Annotated in this window: 17 protein-coding genes; 2 read left to right on the top strand and 15 right to left on the bottom strand. The window is 66.1% G+C overall.

From position 1 onward, the window contains the following. Nucleotides 1-403 precede the first annotated feature (403 nt). Complete coding sequence (locus PVW46_RS23120) at nt 404-1,219, top strand: IclR family transcriptional regulator (RefSeq protein ID WP_069211049.1); 816 nt, start codon at nt 404-406, stop codon at nt 1,217-1,219. Between the two features lie 29 nt (nt 1,220-1,248). On the opposite strand, the gene PVW46_RS23115 is transcribed toward PVW46_RS23120, so the two are convergent. From PVW46_RS23115 to PVW46_RS23045, 15 genes are all read right to left on the bottom strand, one after another. Continuing rightward, nucleotides 1,249-1,848 (bottom strand): pentapeptide repeat-containing protein, encoded by a 600-nt coding sequence (locus PVW46_RS23115; RefSeq protein WP_069211050.1) that lies wholly within the window; start codon nt 1,846-1,848, stop codon nt 1,249-1,251. After that, nucleotides 1,848-2,315 (bottom strand): flavodoxin domain-containing protein, encoded by a 468-nt coding sequence (locus PVW46_RS23110; protein ID WP_043147191.1) that lies wholly within the window; start codon nt 2,313-2,315, stop codon nt 1,848-1,850. Before PVW46_RS23110 ends, PVW46_RS23115 begins: the two co-directional genes overlap by 1 nt. Next, on the bottom strand, nt 2,312-3,544 hold the full coding sequence (locus PVW46_RS23105) for an FAD-dependent oxidoreductase (RefSeq protein WP_069211051.1): 1,233 nt from the start codon (nt 3,542-3,544) through the stop codon (nt 2,312-2,314). The genes PVW46_RS23110 and PVW46_RS23105 overlap by 4 nt, the downstream gene beginning before the upstream one ends. Then, nucleotides 3,541-5,034 (bottom strand): aldehyde dehydrogenase, encoded by a 1,494-nt coding sequence (locus tag PVW46_RS23100; protein ID WP_274577867.1) that lies wholly within the window; start codon nt 5,032-5,034, stop codon nt 3,541-3,543. Before PVW46_RS23100 ends, PVW46_RS23105 begins: the two co-directional genes overlap by 4 nt. Nucleotides 5,035-5,039: 5 nt before the next feature. Beyond that, nucleotides 5,040-5,834, bottom strand: coding sequence for an aspartate dehydrogenase (locus tag PVW46_RS23095; protein ID WP_069211053.1), 795 nt, complete (start codon nt 5,832-5,834; stop codon nt 5,040-5,042). A 4-nt stretch (nt 5,835-5,838) separates the two neighbouring features. Further along, a complete protein-coding gene (locus tag PVW46_RS23090; RefSeq protein WP_043147197.1) occupies nt 5,839-7,515 on the bottom strand; it encodes a thiamine pyrophosphate-binding protein in 1,677 nt (558 codons plus the stop codon). A 10-nt stretch (nt 7,516-7,525) separates the two neighbouring features. After that, nucleotides 7,526-8,314: an SDR family oxidoreductase gene (locus tag PVW46_RS23085; RefSeq protein ID WP_043147199.1), complete on the bottom strand. Its 789-nt coding sequence runs from the start codon at nt 8,312-8,314 to the stop codon at nt 7,526-7,528. Further along, nucleotides 8,311-9,246 (bottom strand): VOC family protein, encoded by a 936-nt coding sequence (locus PVW46_RS23080; protein ID WP_069211054.1) that lies wholly within the window; start codon nt 9,244-9,246, stop codon nt 8,311-8,313. Before PVW46_RS23080 ends, PVW46_RS23085 begins: the two co-directional genes overlap by 4 nt. Nucleotides 9,247-9,271: 25 nt before the next feature. Next, on the bottom strand, nt 9,272-10,084 hold the full coding sequence (locus tag PVW46_RS23075; RefSeq protein WP_069211055.1) for an alpha/beta fold hydrolase: 813 nt from the start codon (nt 10,082-10,084) through the stop codon (nt 9,272-9,274). Next, nucleotides 10,081-10,821, bottom strand: a complete 741-nt coding sequence (locus PVW46_RS23070) for an SDR family oxidoreductase (protein WP_274577861.1) — start codon at nt 10,819-10,821, stop codon at nt 10,081-10,083. Before PVW46_RS23070 ends, PVW46_RS23075 begins: the two co-directional genes overlap by 4 nt. Continuing rightward, the gene (locus tag PVW46_RS23065) at nt 10,821-11,867 is read right to left on the bottom strand and encodes a Rieske 2Fe-2S domain-containing protein (RefSeq protein WP_069211056.1); all 1,047 of its coding nucleotides are present in this window, start codon (nt 11,865-11,867) and stop codon (nt 10,821-10,823) included. Before PVW46_RS23065 ends, PVW46_RS23070 begins: the two co-directional genes overlap by 1 nt. A 31-nt stretch (nt 11,868-11,898) precedes the next feature. Further along, nucleotides 11,899-12,666 carry an ABC transporter permease gene (locus tag PVW46_RS23060; RefSeq protein ID WP_069211057.1) on the bottom strand — a complete coding sequence of 256 codons (768 nt, stop codon included), beginning with the start codon at nt 12,664-12,666 and terminating at the stop codon, nt 11,899-11,901. An 89-nt stretch (nt 12,667-12,755) separates the two neighbouring features. After that, entirely contained in the window at nt 12,756-13,730 is a 975-nt protein-coding gene (locus tag PVW46_RS23055) for an ABC transporter substrate-binding protein (RefSeq protein WP_274577857.1), read from the bottom strand. Between the two features lie 19 nt (nt 13,731-13,749). Beyond that, entirely contained in the window at nt 13,750-14,520 is a 771-nt protein-coding gene (locus PVW46_RS23050; protein WP_043147207.1) for an ABC transporter ATP-binding protein, read from the bottom strand. After that, complete coding sequence (locus tag PVW46_RS23045) at nt 14,510-14,821, bottom strand: recombinase-like helix-turn-helix domain-containing protein (RefSeq protein ID WP_043147208.1); 312 nt, start codon at nt 14,819-14,821, stop codon at nt 14,510-14,512. Before PVW46_RS23045 ends, PVW46_RS23050 begins: the two co-directional genes overlap by 11 nt. 237 nt (nt 14,822-15,058) lie before the next feature. On the opposite strand from PVW46_RS23045, the gene PVW46_RS23040 reads away from it, so the two are divergent. Continuing rightward, nucleotides 15,059-15,995, top strand: a 937-nt coding sequence (locus tag PVW46_RS23040) for an FAD-dependent monooxygenase (protein ID WP_274577854.1), incomplete at its 3' end; no start/stop codon positions are given.

Genomic DNA, 15,995 nt, shown 5'->3' with positions numbered 1-15,995 from the left:
AAAACCCGCAAGCAGTTTTTTGGAGAAATTCGGATTTTTTCGGGAAATCCCACAAAACCCATTGAAGACAATCACTTAAATGGCTCACTTGGGCAGCCATGCCTCCGAAAGGGCGCCCTCTCCCACCTTTCCAGACCGAACCCCGTATCGCTCCGGGACGAATCCGGCCCGGGAAGGGAGGCTGGCTCCGATCAGGGAGACATGCCCACCCCGGTTTCCTCCCTTCACCGGCCCTCCGTGCATGTGTGACCTGTCCAACAGAGCGACCGGTGCGCTCGAACAAGGCCCGATGGGGCCGGCCCGCTGGCCGGACAAGACGATCTCCGACCAATTCCCCGGTCGACACCTGCTCATATTTTGCGCTACGCGTTCAAATATGGACAACCGCGCCAGGAACGATTTCATGCCGGACGACATCGACGCCAAGCCCCATCCTGACTACTCTGTTCCGCCCGTTGTGCGGGCCCTTGCGGTTCTGCGCCATATCGCGGCCGGCAATCGTTGCCGCAACATGAGCAAGACGGCCAAGGACATCGGCATCAACCGTACGACGCTGATCCGTCTTCTGGCCACGCTTGAAGCCGAGCGCATCATCGAGACCTTGCCGGACGACGGCGGCTATCGCCTGGGGACCGGCTTGATCGCCCTTGCGACAGAGGCGCTGAACGAACGCGGGCTGATCCCCACGGCCCGGCCGATCCTGGCCAAGCTGGTCGACCGGCTCAGCCTCTCCGCACACCTGGGGATACGCGAAGGGCATGAGATCATCTACCTCGCGCGCGAGACCCCGAATTCGCACCTTGCCAGCACCGTGCGCGAGGGCACACATCTGCCCGCCCATGCCACGACGATCGGGCGCATCCTGTTGGCCGAACTGTCGTCGGCGGATCTGCGGACACTCTACAGTACCCATCCGCTGGAGGCCTACACGAACAAGACCCGCACCAGCCTCGAGGAACTCGAGAACCAGCTGGCCGAGGACCGGGCGCGTGGCATGTCGTGGAGTGTCGCGAACTTCGAACGCGAAATCGGATCGGCGGCCGTGGCCGTATATGACCACCAGGGGCGCGCCATCGCGGCCATCAACGTGACCGGTCACGTCAGTGCCTTTGCGCCGGACAGCCCGCAGGCCGGCCAGATCGAGGCAGACCTGAAATCCGCGGCACGAGAGATTTCCGAGGCGCTTGGCTATCGCGGCTGGGCCTCGGAGCAGATCTAGGCGCGCGCCGGTAACGCGCGCCCCCGGACTCAGAGATAGGTATAGCCGAAGGACATTCCGAAGGCAGCCGGTTTCAGTGCGCCGTTCCCCTGCCGTGCCCCGCGCAGCCAAAGGCGCCCGTGCACCTGCGTTTCGGAAAGGTCCGCGTCGGCAGGCAACGCGGCATCCTGGCACCACAGACCGCCCAGCCATTCGCTGTCGCGAAAGCTGGTCGGCCCCTGCAAGGACACCTGCGCCAGCGAGCAGTTGCCATAGCCCACCGCGCCCGAGAAATCGGCCTCTGCCTCAAAGCGCGCAGCGTCAAAGCGACCGATGCCTCTAAACTCGATCCCCGAAAAACGGGCGGCACCGTCAAACCGGGCGCCTTCGAAACGGGCGTCATTCAGGAAGACCGCGCCGCCAAAATCCGCACGCCCGCCAAACCGCACGTCCCGCAACCAGCTGAGCCCCAGGAAGCGTGCGCCCCGGGCGTCGATGCCTTCGGGGAACCTGGCTCCGGAAAGGTCGAAGCCCGCGACCTCGCAGCCAGACAGGTCCAGCCGCCCCTCGCAGGTCACCCCGCGCAGGTCGGCGTGTTCACCGTGCCGCCAAGGAGCGACGAGCCTTTCGCGCAGTTCTGCGGGGGTCATCAGGCTGCCTCGCCCAGCTTTTCCGATACCTCGGCGATGACCGTTTCGGCCCAGGGAAAGGCCAGGTCTTCGGCCATGTCGCTGCCGGAGGCATCATGCGCCACGCGTTCACCCACCTGGTGGGCGCCATGCGCAATCATCAGTTCCGCCAGTTTCTTGGGGCCGTGGTTGAAGGTCTCGTCGTATTCGCTGTCACCCAGGCCGAAAATCGCGAAATGGATCGCCGCCAGGTCCGGCTTTTCCGCCGCCATCGCATCCGCAAAAGGCTGGGCCGAGGCCGGCAGGTCGCCGTCTCCATAGGTCGAACAGACCAACAGATAAAAACAGTCCGCGTCGAAATCCGCAGGCGCGAAATCCTCGAGGTTGGAGATTTCGACCTCGTGGTCTCCCTCGATCTCGGACTGGATGTCCTCGGCCAGCATTTCTGCGTTGCCGGTTTCGGTGCCGTAAAGGATGGTGATCTTCATTTCGTCGTCTCCCTTGCTCCTGCAACCCCGAGCATTGTCTCCCGGGTGGCGAGTTTGGTGCGGCAGCGCCCCTCAGGCGCGGCCCCTGTTTCGGCGGCGTCGATGCGGCTCCAGCCAGAGTAATCGACGATATTGTCCAATCCGTCGAACACCTGGCCGCCCATGCGCGTCGGATCGGCCGAGAAGTCATCGAGGATGACAGATGCCAATGCCTGCGCGTCGGCGCGGTTCTCGGGGATCGTGCCGCGCGGACCGCGCCGGAACCATCCGGCAGCGAACAGCCCGGGCGCCAGGCGCCATGCTTCGGCATCGGCGGCCTCGGCGATCAGCGCATCGCGCGGAAGGCCCGGCGCCGCCTCGAAACCGATGGCGGTCAGGACGGATGTGCAGGGGATGACCTCTTCGCCACTTTCCGTGTCGAACCGTACCGCCTGCACCTGCCCTTCGCCTTCCACCGCCTTCGGCGTCAGACCAAAGCGAAAGATGATCCGCTTGGCCCCACCCCCATGTCCGTGGATCGCCGTCAGCGCCTCCAGTGTCTTCAGTTCGACCGGGTCGTCGCTGTCACCGGCGCCGACCACCTCGATCCGCACATCCGAAAGCTTGGCCAGCTCCTTGACCATGACGGCGTCGAACTTGGCCCGCGCCGCAGGCGACCGCCCGGTGATGGTGATCGTCTTGATCCCGCTTTGGGCCAGCCAGCGGCTCGGCCCGTCGCCAAGGTCGGAGCCGTCCAGCTCCTCCGGCGCCTTGGCCAGCAACCGCAGCAGGTCGATGGCCACGTTTCCATTGCCGACGATGACGGGATGCGCGCCCAGGTCAGGCAGCTCCTCGGCGTCCGGGTGTTCGAACAGCGCCCGCGTCAGCCGACCGGCTCCATAGACACCCGGCAAATCGTCACCGGGCACAGCCAGCCTGCGGTCTGTCGAGAGACCTGCCGCCAGCACCACGGCATCATAGGCCGCGCGGAGATCGTCCAGCGTCACATCCCGCCCGATCGCCACGTTGCCGAAGAACCGCGCCCCCTGGCGTTCGAAGACCCGCGAAAACTGACGCGCGACCCCCTTGGTGCCCTGGTGATCCGCAGCGACGCCATAGCGGACCAGCCCGTACGGCACCGGAAGTTGGTCGATCAGGTCGACCTGCAGGTCAGGCGCCTTCTTCAGCAGGGCCTGCGCCAGGTAGCAGCCCGAAGGCCCGGCGCCCACGATTGCGATCTTGCCGCTCATGACGCCTCCAGCGCGGTACCGGCCCAGGGATGGGGCGCACCGCTCAGATCGGTGTAGAAACTCTTTTGCGTCATGTAGGCGCGCAGGCCCTGGCGGCCCTTTTCGCGTCCGATGCCGCTGTCCCCGTCGCCGCCGAAGGGCGTCGAGATCGAGAACTGCTTGTAGGTGTTGTGCCAGACGGTCCCCGCCTTGATCGCGCTGCCGATGCGCCAGGCGCGCGGAAAGTCCCGTGTCCAGATCCCGCAGGCCAGTCCATAATCATTGTCGTTCGACAAGGCGATGACATCGGCCTCGTCGTCGAATGGCATGACGACCAGCACCGGGCCAAAGACCTCTTCACGGCAGATCCGTGCCGTGTTGTCGACCCCCGCAAGGATGGTGGGCAGGTAGTAGCTGCCCGCTGCATAGCTTTCACCTTCGGGCGCTGCACCACCGCAGAGCAGGTCCGCCCCCTCGTCCAGCGCACGGGCAACGTGGTCCGCCACCTCGGCCCGGTGGTCCATGTGGATCAGCGGCGCCACCTGCGTTCCCGCCTCGAAGGGGTGGCCCACCTTCAGCGCGCGGGTCGCCGCAACCAGCCGTTCGACAAAGCTTTCATAGATCGACCGCTCCACGAAAAGGCGCGATCCGGCGATGCAGCTTTGCCCCGAGGACGAGAAGATCCCGAACAGGATCCCGGCAATCGCCATATCCATGTCCGCATCTGCAAAGACGATGGTGGGCGACTTGCCGCCAAGCTCCAGGCTGACCGGCATCAGTTTCTCCGCCGCCTTGCGCGCCAGAGTACGGCCCGTCGAGGTGCCGCCGGTAAAGCTGACCTTGGCGATGTCGGGATGTTCCACCAGCAGGTTGCCGATCTCGCGCCCAGACCCGGGCAGGACGGAAAACAGGCCCTTGGGCAATCCGGCCTCATCCACGATCCGCGCCAGTTCCAGCGCCGTCAGGGGCGACCAGGAGGCGGGTTTGAGGATCACGGCATTGCCCGCCGCCAGTGCCGGCGCCACCTTCTGCGCGTCCGAGGCGATGGGCGAATTCCACGGCGTGATGGCGGCGACGACACCCAGCGGCTCATGCACCGACAAGGTCATCGCCGTTCCGCGCCGCGCCGTCAGATCGTCGTCCATCGTCTCGGCCACGGCGGCGAAATAGCGGAAGGTCCCCGCCGCCGAGGCCGCCAGCGCGGCTGTTTCGGTCAGCGTCTTGCCGGTATCGCGGGATTGGATGCGCGAAATCCGTCCGGTGTTCGCCTCGATCCCGTCGGCGATGCGGTACAGGACCCGCGCCCGCTCAAAGGGTTTCAGCGCGCCCCAGGCGGGCTGCGCCGCCTTGGCCCGGGCAATCGCCTCTTCGCCATCGGCGGTCGAGGCACCGCGCAGCACACGGTTCACCGTGCCGTCCGCCGGAAAGACCGATGTGATCTCGGCCCCCTGCCCCTCGCGCCAGGTGCCGCCAAGGTAAAGCCGCCCGTCCGGCAGTGTCGTGTCCATCATGTTCATCAGATCACCACTGGGTTCATGCGGTTCCGGATCTCTCGCAGGACCGAGTAGACCGTCGAAACGCTGGTTTTCACGTTGCCTGCCGAGGGCAGGTTCTCGATTTCCATCGTGTAGTTCGCCACGGGCGAGCACACGTCATAGGAATGCACGTTGCCGGGCGCATCTGGGTCCGCGATCAATTCGACCTGCGTCTCCTCGAAACCGGCCCCGGCCAGGGCCAGCGCCGCCGCGACGTTGGCATTCTTGGGGAAGGCGCGCGCGGCATCCCGCGCCGATCCACGGAAAAAGACCTCGCGCGTGGTCAGGGTATCGAGGTCAAGCGTTTCCCCGGCAGGCGTCCCCGCCCAGGCCTTGGGCGGCTTGATCCCGCGATAGGTGACTTGCAGTTCGCCTGTTGCCGAGAGCGCCGACAACAGGTCCAGGCCGCCGACCGCGCCTGCGGGCAGCACGATCCGCGCCCCGCCCTCCTTGGCGGCTGCACGCAACCGGGCCTCCAGCGCGGGATCCGACATGGCGCCGACAGAAACCTGCACCATGTCTACCCCCGCGCGCAGCACCACAGGCCCGTGTTCGGATACCGCCGCATGGCCCGCGCATTCCACGATCAGATCGGGCGTTTCGGCCAGCAGCGCTTCGGCACTGGTCACTACCACGGCCCCGGCGGTCGCTGGCACGCTGGCTTCGCGGCCCGGACGCACCAGAACGGCCAGGTGCGCCGGGGCAAGCCCGGCCTTCTGCATCAGGTCCAGCAGCGTGGCCCCGATGTTGCCAAAGCCGATCAGTCCCAGCCGCATGGCGTCAGTCCTCTTTCTGCGCGGCACCGGCGGGCGGGCCTGCAAAGGCTTCGGCAAAGGGACCGATGGCGATCATGTCCACCTCGATCAGCTGTGGACCTTCGGCGGCCAGCGCGTCGTCCAGCGCCGCCTCGAAGGCGTCAAGCGCGCTGACCTTGCGATGCGGCAGGCCGATGGAGGCGCAGAAGGTTCCGAACTCAGGCACGCGGATCGCCGAATAGTGCCGGCGGCTGTCGTATTGCGCATCCTGGATGTTCTGGATCACGCCATAGGCCTGGTCGTTCATCAGGACATAGACCAGCGGGGCGTTCTCATCGACGGCGGTGATCGCCTCGGCCAGGCCCAGCATCGTACCGCCATCGCCCAGCAGGGTGATCGCCTTGCGGCCTTCACCACAGGCCAGCGCAGCGCCGATCCCCATCGAGACCCCCTGACCGATGCCCCCACCCAGCGCATGCACGCCCTGGGTCGGCTCGCTGAGCCGGACATACCGATTGCCGAAGGTCGAGTTGGAAATGGTCACGTCACGCACCCAGGCGTGGCCGCCCTCGACCACCTTGGCGCTGAGCGTGTCGGCCACGGAGGAATAGTGGCCAAGCCGGTCGCGCAGGGCGCCTTCGGCCTTGGCCCGCGCCTTGGCAATATCGAAGCCAAGGTTCGGGTCGGTGTCGAGTTTCGCGGGCAAAAGCTCCAGCACGCGCGCCAGCGTGTCCGCCGCGTCGCCGTGGGCGAACAGGTCCACCGCGTAGTTGCGCCCGCCCTGCGAGGCATCCGCGTCGATCTGGATCAGCGGCTTGGGCAGCGGCATTTCATTGTTGCGGGTTTCGTTGCCGCGCAGGCGCGACCCGATGACGATCATCAGGTCACTGCTCTGGTAGAGGTCGACCGCTTCCGGCCCCATGTTGAAGGCGCCCAGCGTGCCCGGCTCTTCCTCGGAGACCACGCCGCGCCCGTTGGTCGAGGAGACGACCCCGACACCGCGCCGCATCAGTTCCGTCGCCTCTGCCACGGCGCCACGCGCGCCGCCGCCCAGCCAGATCAGCGGACGCTTGGCCTGCTTCAGGTGGTTGGCGATGTCCTCGATCACCGCGTCGCACACGCGGGGCACGACCGGCACCGGCGCGTGCTGCACCCCCTGCGGCGCCGCAAGGCTGCGCTGCACGTCCACCGGGATCTCCAGCGACACCGGACCGCTGGGCGCCGAAAGCACCGCCGAAACAGCCGCGGTCAGCGCGCCGATGGCGCCATTCGCGTCCCACATGCGGAAGACCGCCTTGGACACCCCGCGCAGCATCTCTGGCTGGCGCGGCACGTCGTGGATCGCCGCGCGGTCACGGTCGGCATAGGCCAGGTCGACCTGGCTGGTGATGTGCAGGACACGGCTGCCGGCGGTCAGCGCCTCGGCCTGCGCGCCGGCGGCATTGCCCGCCGCGGTCCCGGTGGACGTCAGGCAGACGCCCATGCCACCAGACACCCGTGCATAGGCATCGGCCATGTTCATCGCGCCCGCCTCGCCCCGTGCCGGGACGAACCGGATACGACCCTGCCGCGCCACCGCGTCGAGGATCGGCATGTTGTGGATCGAGATCACGCCGAACATGGTGGTGACGCCCACGTCCGCCAGGTAACGGGCAATAAAATCGCCGACCGTCTCGGTCTGCTGAATGGCTTCGTGTTTCATACCCATCTCCCTAGATGTGCCGTGCCAGGCCGCCCGAAACGTCAAGCTGGGCGCCGGTGATGTAACTGGCCGCGCGCGAGCCGAGGAAGGCAATCGCGTTGGCGGCCTCTTCGGGGTCGCCGAGGCGGCCCATCGGAATGCCTTTCTTTTCGGCCAGCGCGCCGTACCAATCGGCGCGGCTGACGCTCTGGTCCTCTCGCGCGGCAAAGCGGCGGGTCCATTGGCCGGATTCGATCAGCCCCATGAGGACCGAATTGACGCGCACGTCGGGGGCCAGTTCGACGCTGAGCGATTTCAGCATGTTCTGAACCCCCGCGCGGGCCGAAGAGGTGCAGACCATGTGCGGTTCCGGCTGGTAGGCCAGCAGCGAGTTGACCGCGACGATAGCGCCTTGCGCCTCACGCAGCATCGGCAGGAAAGCCCGGACCGGCAGCACCTGGCTGAAGATCTTCAGCTCGTATTCGTCGCGCCAGTCCTGGTCGCTGGTTTCGGCGAAGGTCGACAGACGCCCCTGGCCCGCGTTGTTCACCAGCAGGTCGCAGCGGCCAAAGGTCTGCTTCACCTCGTCGGCAAAGCCGTTCACCTCATCCGCGTCCAGCACAGAGAAGGCTCGGGACAGAACGCGATCCTCGCCGTAGTCCCGGCGCAGCACGCTGGCCACGTCCTCCAGCCGCGAGGCGTTGCGCGCACAAAGCGCGACCCTGGCGCCCGATCCCAACAGGACCCGCACAGTGGCAAGGCCGATGCCCGAGGATCCGCCGGTGACGACCGCCACCGATCCATCGTATCCGAAATTCATTCCGCTGCCCCCCGGTTGCGTTGTGCCAGTTCCGGCCAGCCCGGATCGGGCCGCCCCTGCATCACCGCGCGTTGCGCCGGAGTCGGCGGGCCGGCGGTCATCCAGCGGTCCATCAGTTCGGGATTGTCGCGCGGCCAGACCTGCGCCTCATGCGTGGTCTCGTCGATCTGCTGCAGTTCCGAGGTGAACTCGATCACAAAGCCCGAGGGCGAGACGAAATAGGCGAACGGATTGTTGCCCGGCCCGTGACGGCCCGGCCCCCAGGTGGGGACATGGCCCTTCTGCTTCATCCGGCCGATGGCACGCATGAATTCGTCGATGGTCGGCAATTCAAAGGCAACGTGGTTGACGCTTGCATAATGCGCGCGGACCAGGGCGATCGAGTGGTGATCGGTGTTGCAGCGCAGGAAGACCATCTGGTCGGCCGAGTAATCCGAGGTGCGGAACCCCAGAAAATCCTCGTACCAGGCTTGCACGCCTTCCATGTCCGGCGTGTTCAGCACCACGTGGCTGACCTTCTTCGGCTTGGACCAGTCCGGTTCCTCGGGCAGTTGCCGGGCCTCGGTGCGGAACCGCAGGCGGCGCATGTCCGGGTCGAGAACCTCGAAGCCATAGCCACCGGCCCAGTCGTCGAACTCTGCCGGGGCGCCCAACACCTGCGCGCCTTTTGCCACGCATTGCGCGTGCAGCGCCTCCGTTTGTGTGCGGTCGGGCATGGCGAAATGCACGTATTCGATGCCAAAGACATCGCCCTCGGTCAGCCCGTAGAGAAAGGGCTCTGTCCCGGTGCCGCGCAAGAGCGCGGTGCCGTCGTCGCTATGGGCCAGCTTCAGGCCCCACATGTCCTCGTAGAAGGGCAGCGTTTCCGCCAGGCCCGGGCCGCGCATCATGATGCCGCGCAGGCTGCCGGTGCGGATCGGGGTCTCGCTCATCGGGTTTCCTCCTTCGTTCCGCCGGTCAACCGGCTGTCTCGGTGTGCGCGGCCAGCGCGGCGGCGAATGCCGCCGGGGCCTGCAGGTAAAGCGCGTGCCCCGCATCGGGCACGATGGTCAGGCGGCCCTGCGCGGCGCGATGCAGCGCGGCAAAGGCGCGGCGGGCGCCATCGGGGGGCGTAACCACGTCTCCGGCGCCGACGATCACGTCGGTCGGCACCATCAGCCTTTCGGCATCATCCAACAGCCGGCCCGAGGCCAGCATCCGCGCGGCCTGCCCGTAGCCGGGCAGCGTGACCTGCGACATGGCCGCCTGCACCTGGGCGACATGGCCCGGGTTCGCGTCCGGGTCATGCACCAGCCGCGCGGCGCGCAGGACGGCGAACTTTTCGGCGCCAAGTCGCTGAAGGTCGTCGATCCGCGCCTGGGCCGCGGAACTCAGGCCACCACCCCGCGGCACGCCATGCCCCAAAGCAGGTGAGGCCAGGACAAGGCGGCTGACCCGGTCGCGGTGCGCGGCGGCAAAACTCGCGCCCATCAGCGTGCCCAGCGAGTGCCCGGCCAGCATGACCCGGCGCAGACCCAGCGCGTCGCAGAAAGCCTCCAGCGCGCGGGCGTAGTCGCTGGCCAGCGGCCAGTCCATCCCAAGCGGCGCAGAGGCTCCATAGCCCGGCGCGTTCCAGGCGATCACCCGGCGCGTCGCATCGATATGATCCAGGAGCGGCGTAAAGGAAGCCGCCTGCGATCCAATGCCGTGCAGCAGAACCAGCGCCTCGCCCTCGCCCGCGCGTTCGAGATACTCGATCCCGGCGGCGGTTTTCGTTTCCCAGCCGGTCATTTGAACACGAACCCGTTGTTGACGGGCAAAACCTGCCCGGTAAGTGTCAGCGCCCCCTCGCTCAGCAGAAAGGCCACGACATCGGTGATCTCTCCCGGCGCCTGCGGCCCGGGGACGGCGCGGCCGTCGGAATACTGACGGTGGCGTGCCTCGGGGACGTAATCGGTCGACTCGGTGGTCAGGATGCCCGGCGCCACGGCGCTGACACCCACCCGGTCCTTGCCCAGTTCGCGGGCCAGCGAGCGGGTCATCGACATGACCGCCCCCTTGCTGGCGACATAGGACATGAGATTGGGCGCGCCCCAGAGCGCAGTGTCCGAGGCCACGTTGACCACCCGGCCCGAGCCGGATGCGCGCAGCATCGGCGCGGCGGCGCGGGTCATCAGCCAGGTGCCGCGCACGTTCACGCGTTGCACCAGGTCCCAGCTGTCGATCTCGATTTCCTCGAAGCCGATGCCGCCGATGCCGGTGGCAATGGCACCGTTGTTGACCAGCCCGTGCAGCGCGCCGTCCGTGGCCTTGCCGACGGACCCCGCCAGCGCGGTGATCGACGCGGGATCGCCCAGGTCGACCGGCAGGAACTGCGCGCCGACCTCCTTGGCCGTGGCGCGGCCCTCGTCCTCGGCGATGTCCGCCAGGATCAGCTCCGCGCCGTGGCCCGCGAGGCAGCGGGCGATTTCCGCCCCCAGACCCCGCGCCGCGCCGGTCAGCAGGATAAGACGTCCTTGCAGCATCATCACTCTGCCGCCACGCTGTCCTGCTTCAGCTCCGCCTCGACCTGCGCCTTGGCGGCACGGGTCAGGATCTGGCGGATACGGCTGACGCCCAGGTCATGCTGATAGAGCATCTCGCGCTTGCGGGCGTCGTCGGGCATGCCTTCCAGCATCACGCGGTCCTGCTCCAGCACGTCCCAGTGGGTCTTTTCCATCTTGGCACGGTAGAGGAAGCGCCAGCTTTCGCGCGCCATCCCCTCGACCTGGCGCATCCGCCAGAAAAAGACCTTGGTTGTTGTCTCGTCCATCGGGGTGACAAAGCCGATGATGCGAAACACGCCCCCCGGCCCCGCCGCCGGCGGATAGGGGATTTCGAGAAAGCAAAACATGTCTCCCGGGTAGACCTCGAACTCGGTCCAGTCGAAATTCTCGCCGGTCTGGCCGACGCGCTCGATCCGGAAGCCGTTGTCGGTCTTGTCCAGCTTCATCAGGTCCTGCTTGGACCCGTAGGCAAGGGTAAAGCTCTCGGCGTGCAGGTAGCAGCCGTGCATCGGATCGGCGAGGTTGTCGAGCGCGTAGCGATAGTTCGACTCCCAGACCGAGGTGCAGAGGAACCCGGCCCAGGCGTCGTCGCTCATGACGTCGGGCATCACCAGCTCCGGCGCCTCCGGCCGGTCGATGGAGGGGACATAGACAAAGACCGCGTCGTTGGCCTCTGTCACCTGGAAGGACTTGACCGCCTTGCGGCCTTCCAGCGCGCATTCGGGCATCGCTGGCACCTGGACCACCACGCCGTCACCGTCCACGACCACGCCGTGATAGCGGCAGGCAACATGGCCCTCGTGGACCTCGCCGTAAGACAACGGCGCGCCGCGGTGGGGGCAGAAGTCCTCGATGCAGCGCAGTTTGCCCGAACCGTCGCGCCACAGCACGATCTTGTCACCCAGCAGCTTGGTGCCGTAGGGGCGCGAGGCCTTCACCTCGACCGATTTGCAGACCGGGTACCACTGGCCGCGCAGACCTTCGTTCACGCGCTTTTCGATCAAGGCTTTCTTGTCGATGGCAGTCATTGTCATACTCCCTTGGGAATGCGTCCGCCGCTCAGCCGTGGGCCTTGGGCAGGTAATGGAGAACACGCTCTTCGATGCGCACGAGGGCCGAGTAGAGCACGAAGCCGATCACGGTCAGCAGGATGATGGCGTTGAAGACCATCGCGGCATTCGCCTGTCCGCCACCGTAGGAAATCAGGAACCCGAGGCCGGTGTTGCCGCCCACCAGTTCGCCCACCGTCACGCCAATCACGGCCAGTGTGGAGGCGATGCGCAGGCCGGCCATCAGGTTCGGAACGGTCGAGGGCATCTCGATCTTCCAGAAGATGCCGAAGCGCGACAGGTTGTAGGCCCGGGCCAGGTTGATCAGGTCGCGGTCGACGGTGCGCATGGCCTGCAGCACGTTGACGAGGACCGGAAAGAACACGATCAGCACAGTCACCAGCAGCTTTGGCATCGAGTTGTAGCCGAACCACATGATGAAGAGGGGCGCAAAGGCGACCTTGGGTGCGATCTGCAGCGCCAGGATGTAGGGCGACAGGACCTTTTCCCAGAAGGCCGACATGCCCAGCAGGTAGCCCAGCACCGCGCCCAGCAGGCTGCCGATGGCAAAGCCCAGTACCGTGTAGAGCGCGGTCGACAGGACATGTGCCCAGAGCCCTTCGAAGGCCCACATGCGCTGGAATTCGGCCAGGCAGTCGCTCAGCGTGGGGATGATGAAGCGCGGGACATCCAGCGCCGGCGGCAGGAATTCCCAGGCCAGCAGCACGAGGGCCAGCAATGTCAGGCTGACGATCGTTGTCATGTGACGCTGCGCCATGCTTGGTCTCCCGGTTGCAGATTTGTGTTTGGTCGGGCGGGTCCCTTGGGCCGGGGCCTTCGCCCCGGCCTGGATTTGCGTTGCGTCGGTCATTTCACGAATTCATTGGTGTAGAGGTCTTCGATCGGCACAGCGGTGCGCACGATGCCGCGATCGACGTAGAAGGTCTGGACGGCCTTGATCCGCTCGGGATCGAAGGTGCCCAGGGGCTGGTTTTCGCCTTCGGGATAGATCAGCGAGGCGTAGGCGCGCATCACGCCCTCGACCATCTTTTCCTTGCCACTGTGCTGCGGAACAAAGCTGACATAGTCCTTGGCGGCCTGCTCGGGATCGTCCTGGATGTCGCGGATGCCCTTCAGGACCGCATTCACGAAACCGCTGACGATCTCGGGGCGTTCCGCGATGGTCTTGTCAGAGGCGATAATGGCCTGCGCCATCGCCGGGAAGACGGCGTCGACCGGCATCTGCTTCATCTCGACACCCGCGCCCTCGACGGCGGCGATCCACTCCGGCACGCCTGAAAATGCATCGAGGTTGCCGGCAATGGACAGCTGGATGATGCCACCCGGGCCAACGGCCTGGATGTCGACGTCATTCTTGGTCAGCCCGACGGAGGCGAGCACGCCCAGCAGGTTGTAATAGGTGGTGTCCTGGAACGAGAGCACGCCGACCGACTTGCCCCTGAGATCCGCCGGGCTTTCGATACCGCTGTCGGCGCGCCATGCCAGCTGGGTCAGACCACGGCCGCCCAGCAGGGCCACGCCGCGGATGTCCAGACCATTGGCCCGCACGATGATCGAGGTGTCGCCGATGCCGCCGCCAAGGTCGGCATTGCCCAGAGCGACCTGCGTCGCCACATCCGCGCCGCCCTTGCCGACGCGAAAGGTCACGTCAAGGCCGGCCTCTTCGAAGTACCCCTTGCCCTTGGCAAGCTGGAAGGGCGCGAAGGCCGGCAGGAAATCCGGGGCCGGGAACAGGTAGGTCACCTGCTCTGCCGCGCTTGCGAAAGAGGCCGAAACGGCCATTGCAGCGGCGGCGATCGTGTTGATGAACGTGTGTTTCATGTCTTTTGACTCCCTGCAGTCAGGCTGCTTTTTCTTCGAGCTTCAGTAGTTTGAAGAGCTGCGCGGCATAGTCGGCCACTTCGGGCAGCGTGCGCCGCTTGATCGGTTCGTCGCGGTGCGGCAGATCCACCTTGATGTCCGCGATCACCGTGCCGGGACGTTCGCTGAGGACCAGGATGCGGTCGGACATCAGCACGGCTTCTGCCAAGTCATGGGTGATCAGCAGCGTGGTCTTGCCCGCCTCTGCGATGGTCTTGGCAAAGGAGTTCTGCAGCAGCAGCTTGGTCTGCGCGTCCAGCGCCGAGAACGGCTCGTCCAGCAGGATGATCTCGGGGTCGATGGCGAGGGTGCGGGCCAGTGCCGCGCGCTGCCGCATCCCTCCCGACAGTTGATAGGGATACTGCTGGTCGAACCCTTCGAGGTGGCAGTGCTTGAGTTCTTTCATGGCGCGTTCGCGGCGGGCTTCCTTGCCGACGCCGCGCGATTCCAGCCCGAATTCGATGTTCGAGATGATGTTGCGCCAGGGCAGAAGCAGGTCCTTCTGCAGCATGAACCCGACATGTGTATTGGGGCCCGTGACCGGCTCGTCGCTGACCAGCACCTGGCCCTCGGTGGGCTGGTAAAGGCCTGCTGTCATCGACAGGATCGTGGACTTCCCGCAGCCCGAGGGGCCGACCGCCGAGACGAATTCGCCCTCTTCGACGCGAAAGTTCACGTCCTTAACGGCGGTCAGTTCCTCGCCGGAATTGGTCGGGAAGCGCTTGGTGACGGAACGGAACTCAAGCGCCATAACCCTGGGCCTCGTATGCTGCGTCCAGGTCGGCGTTGATCGCCTTCAGTTCTTCGCCCAGCAGCGCCTCCGTCCAGTCGGTGCGGCCCGACTTGGGGGCGGTCACGCCCTGATCCGCCAGCGCGGCGGCGACCTTGGCAAAATCGTGCTCGCCGGTGCCGTAGATTTTCATCAGGGCCTCGGCCAGGGCCATTTCCGCCGGTTCCAGGTCGCGCCCGCGGCACTGGTTCGCCAGTGCCGGGCGGCTGGTGTCCTGCGCGCGCTCCGTGAGCCTGTCCTTGAATGCGTCATGTCCACTCATGTGCCGGTCTCCCTTATCCATCGTGGCTTGCTTTATCGCGTCGCGTCTTTGCGATGTGTTCATATTTTAACATGATGTTCAAATATAGACTGCCTGACTGCCCTGCGTTCTGTCAACGAATTTCCGCGGATCGCGCCAGCCAAAGGCACCCGCATTGACAGATGCCCGCAGATCCGACACTGATTATATCTGAACAAGATGTTATTTTATGAACACTTGCGGAGAGGGAGACACCTTATGAATGCCTTGAAAATTGCTATTGCCGGCGGGGGTGTAGGCGGGATGGCGGCGGCCATCGCGCTGCAGTCACACGGCCACCAGGTCGCGATCTACGAACAGACTTCGGCCTTTGGACGAATCGGCGCCGACGTGAACCTGACGCCGAATGCCGTTCATGCGCTGGACGGACTGGGGGCGGGAATCGGTGATCGGCTGCGCGAAACCGCGGCCCGCCCGGAATACCGCATCAGCCGGATGTGGGACGATGGCCGCGAGACCTCGCGCCTGCCGATGAGCGCGGCGGCCGAGGAGAAATACGGTGCCCCGCAGCTGACCATCCACCGCGCGGACCTGCTGAGCGCCCTGCAGGATGCCCTCGCACCCGGCACCATCCGCTTTGGCGCGGCGGTCGCCGGGCTGGAACAAGGGGAGCAAGGTGCCACCCTGCTGCTGAAGGACGGCAGCCGTCACGCGGCGGACGTGCTGATCGGTGGCGACGGCATCCATTCCGCCCTGCGCACGGCGATGTTCGGCCCCGATGCGCCGCGCTTTACCGGGCTGGTGTCCTGGCGCGCGGTTGTTCCGCGCGCGGCGGTGGCCGAATTGCCCAACCTCGACAGTTTCACCAAGTGGTGGGGGCCGGATTCGGACCGCCAGATCGTCACCTTCCCGCTGACCGGCGGCGAAGAGATATTTGTCTTTGCCACCACGCCGCAAACGGACTGGAGCGAGGAAGGCTGGACCCTGCCCGGCGACATCGCGGAGCTGCGCGCCACCTACGCCGATTTCCACCCCGAGGCCCGCACCCTGCTGGAAGCCTGCACCGAGGTCACGCGCTCGGCCCTGCACGTCCGCGAACCGATGCCGCGCTGGTCACAGGGCCGTGCCGCCCTGTTGGGCGACGCGGCGCACCCGATGGTGCCGTTCATGGCCCAGGGCGCCTGCATGGCGATCG

The organism is Mameliella sp. AT18 (assembly GCF_028807275.1).
Classification (GTDB): Bacteria; Pseudomonadota; Alphaproteobacteria; order Rhodobacterales; family Rhodobacteraceae; genus Antarctobacter; species Antarctobacter albus.
This window is presented reverse-complemented; position numbering and strand designations above follow the sequence as displayed.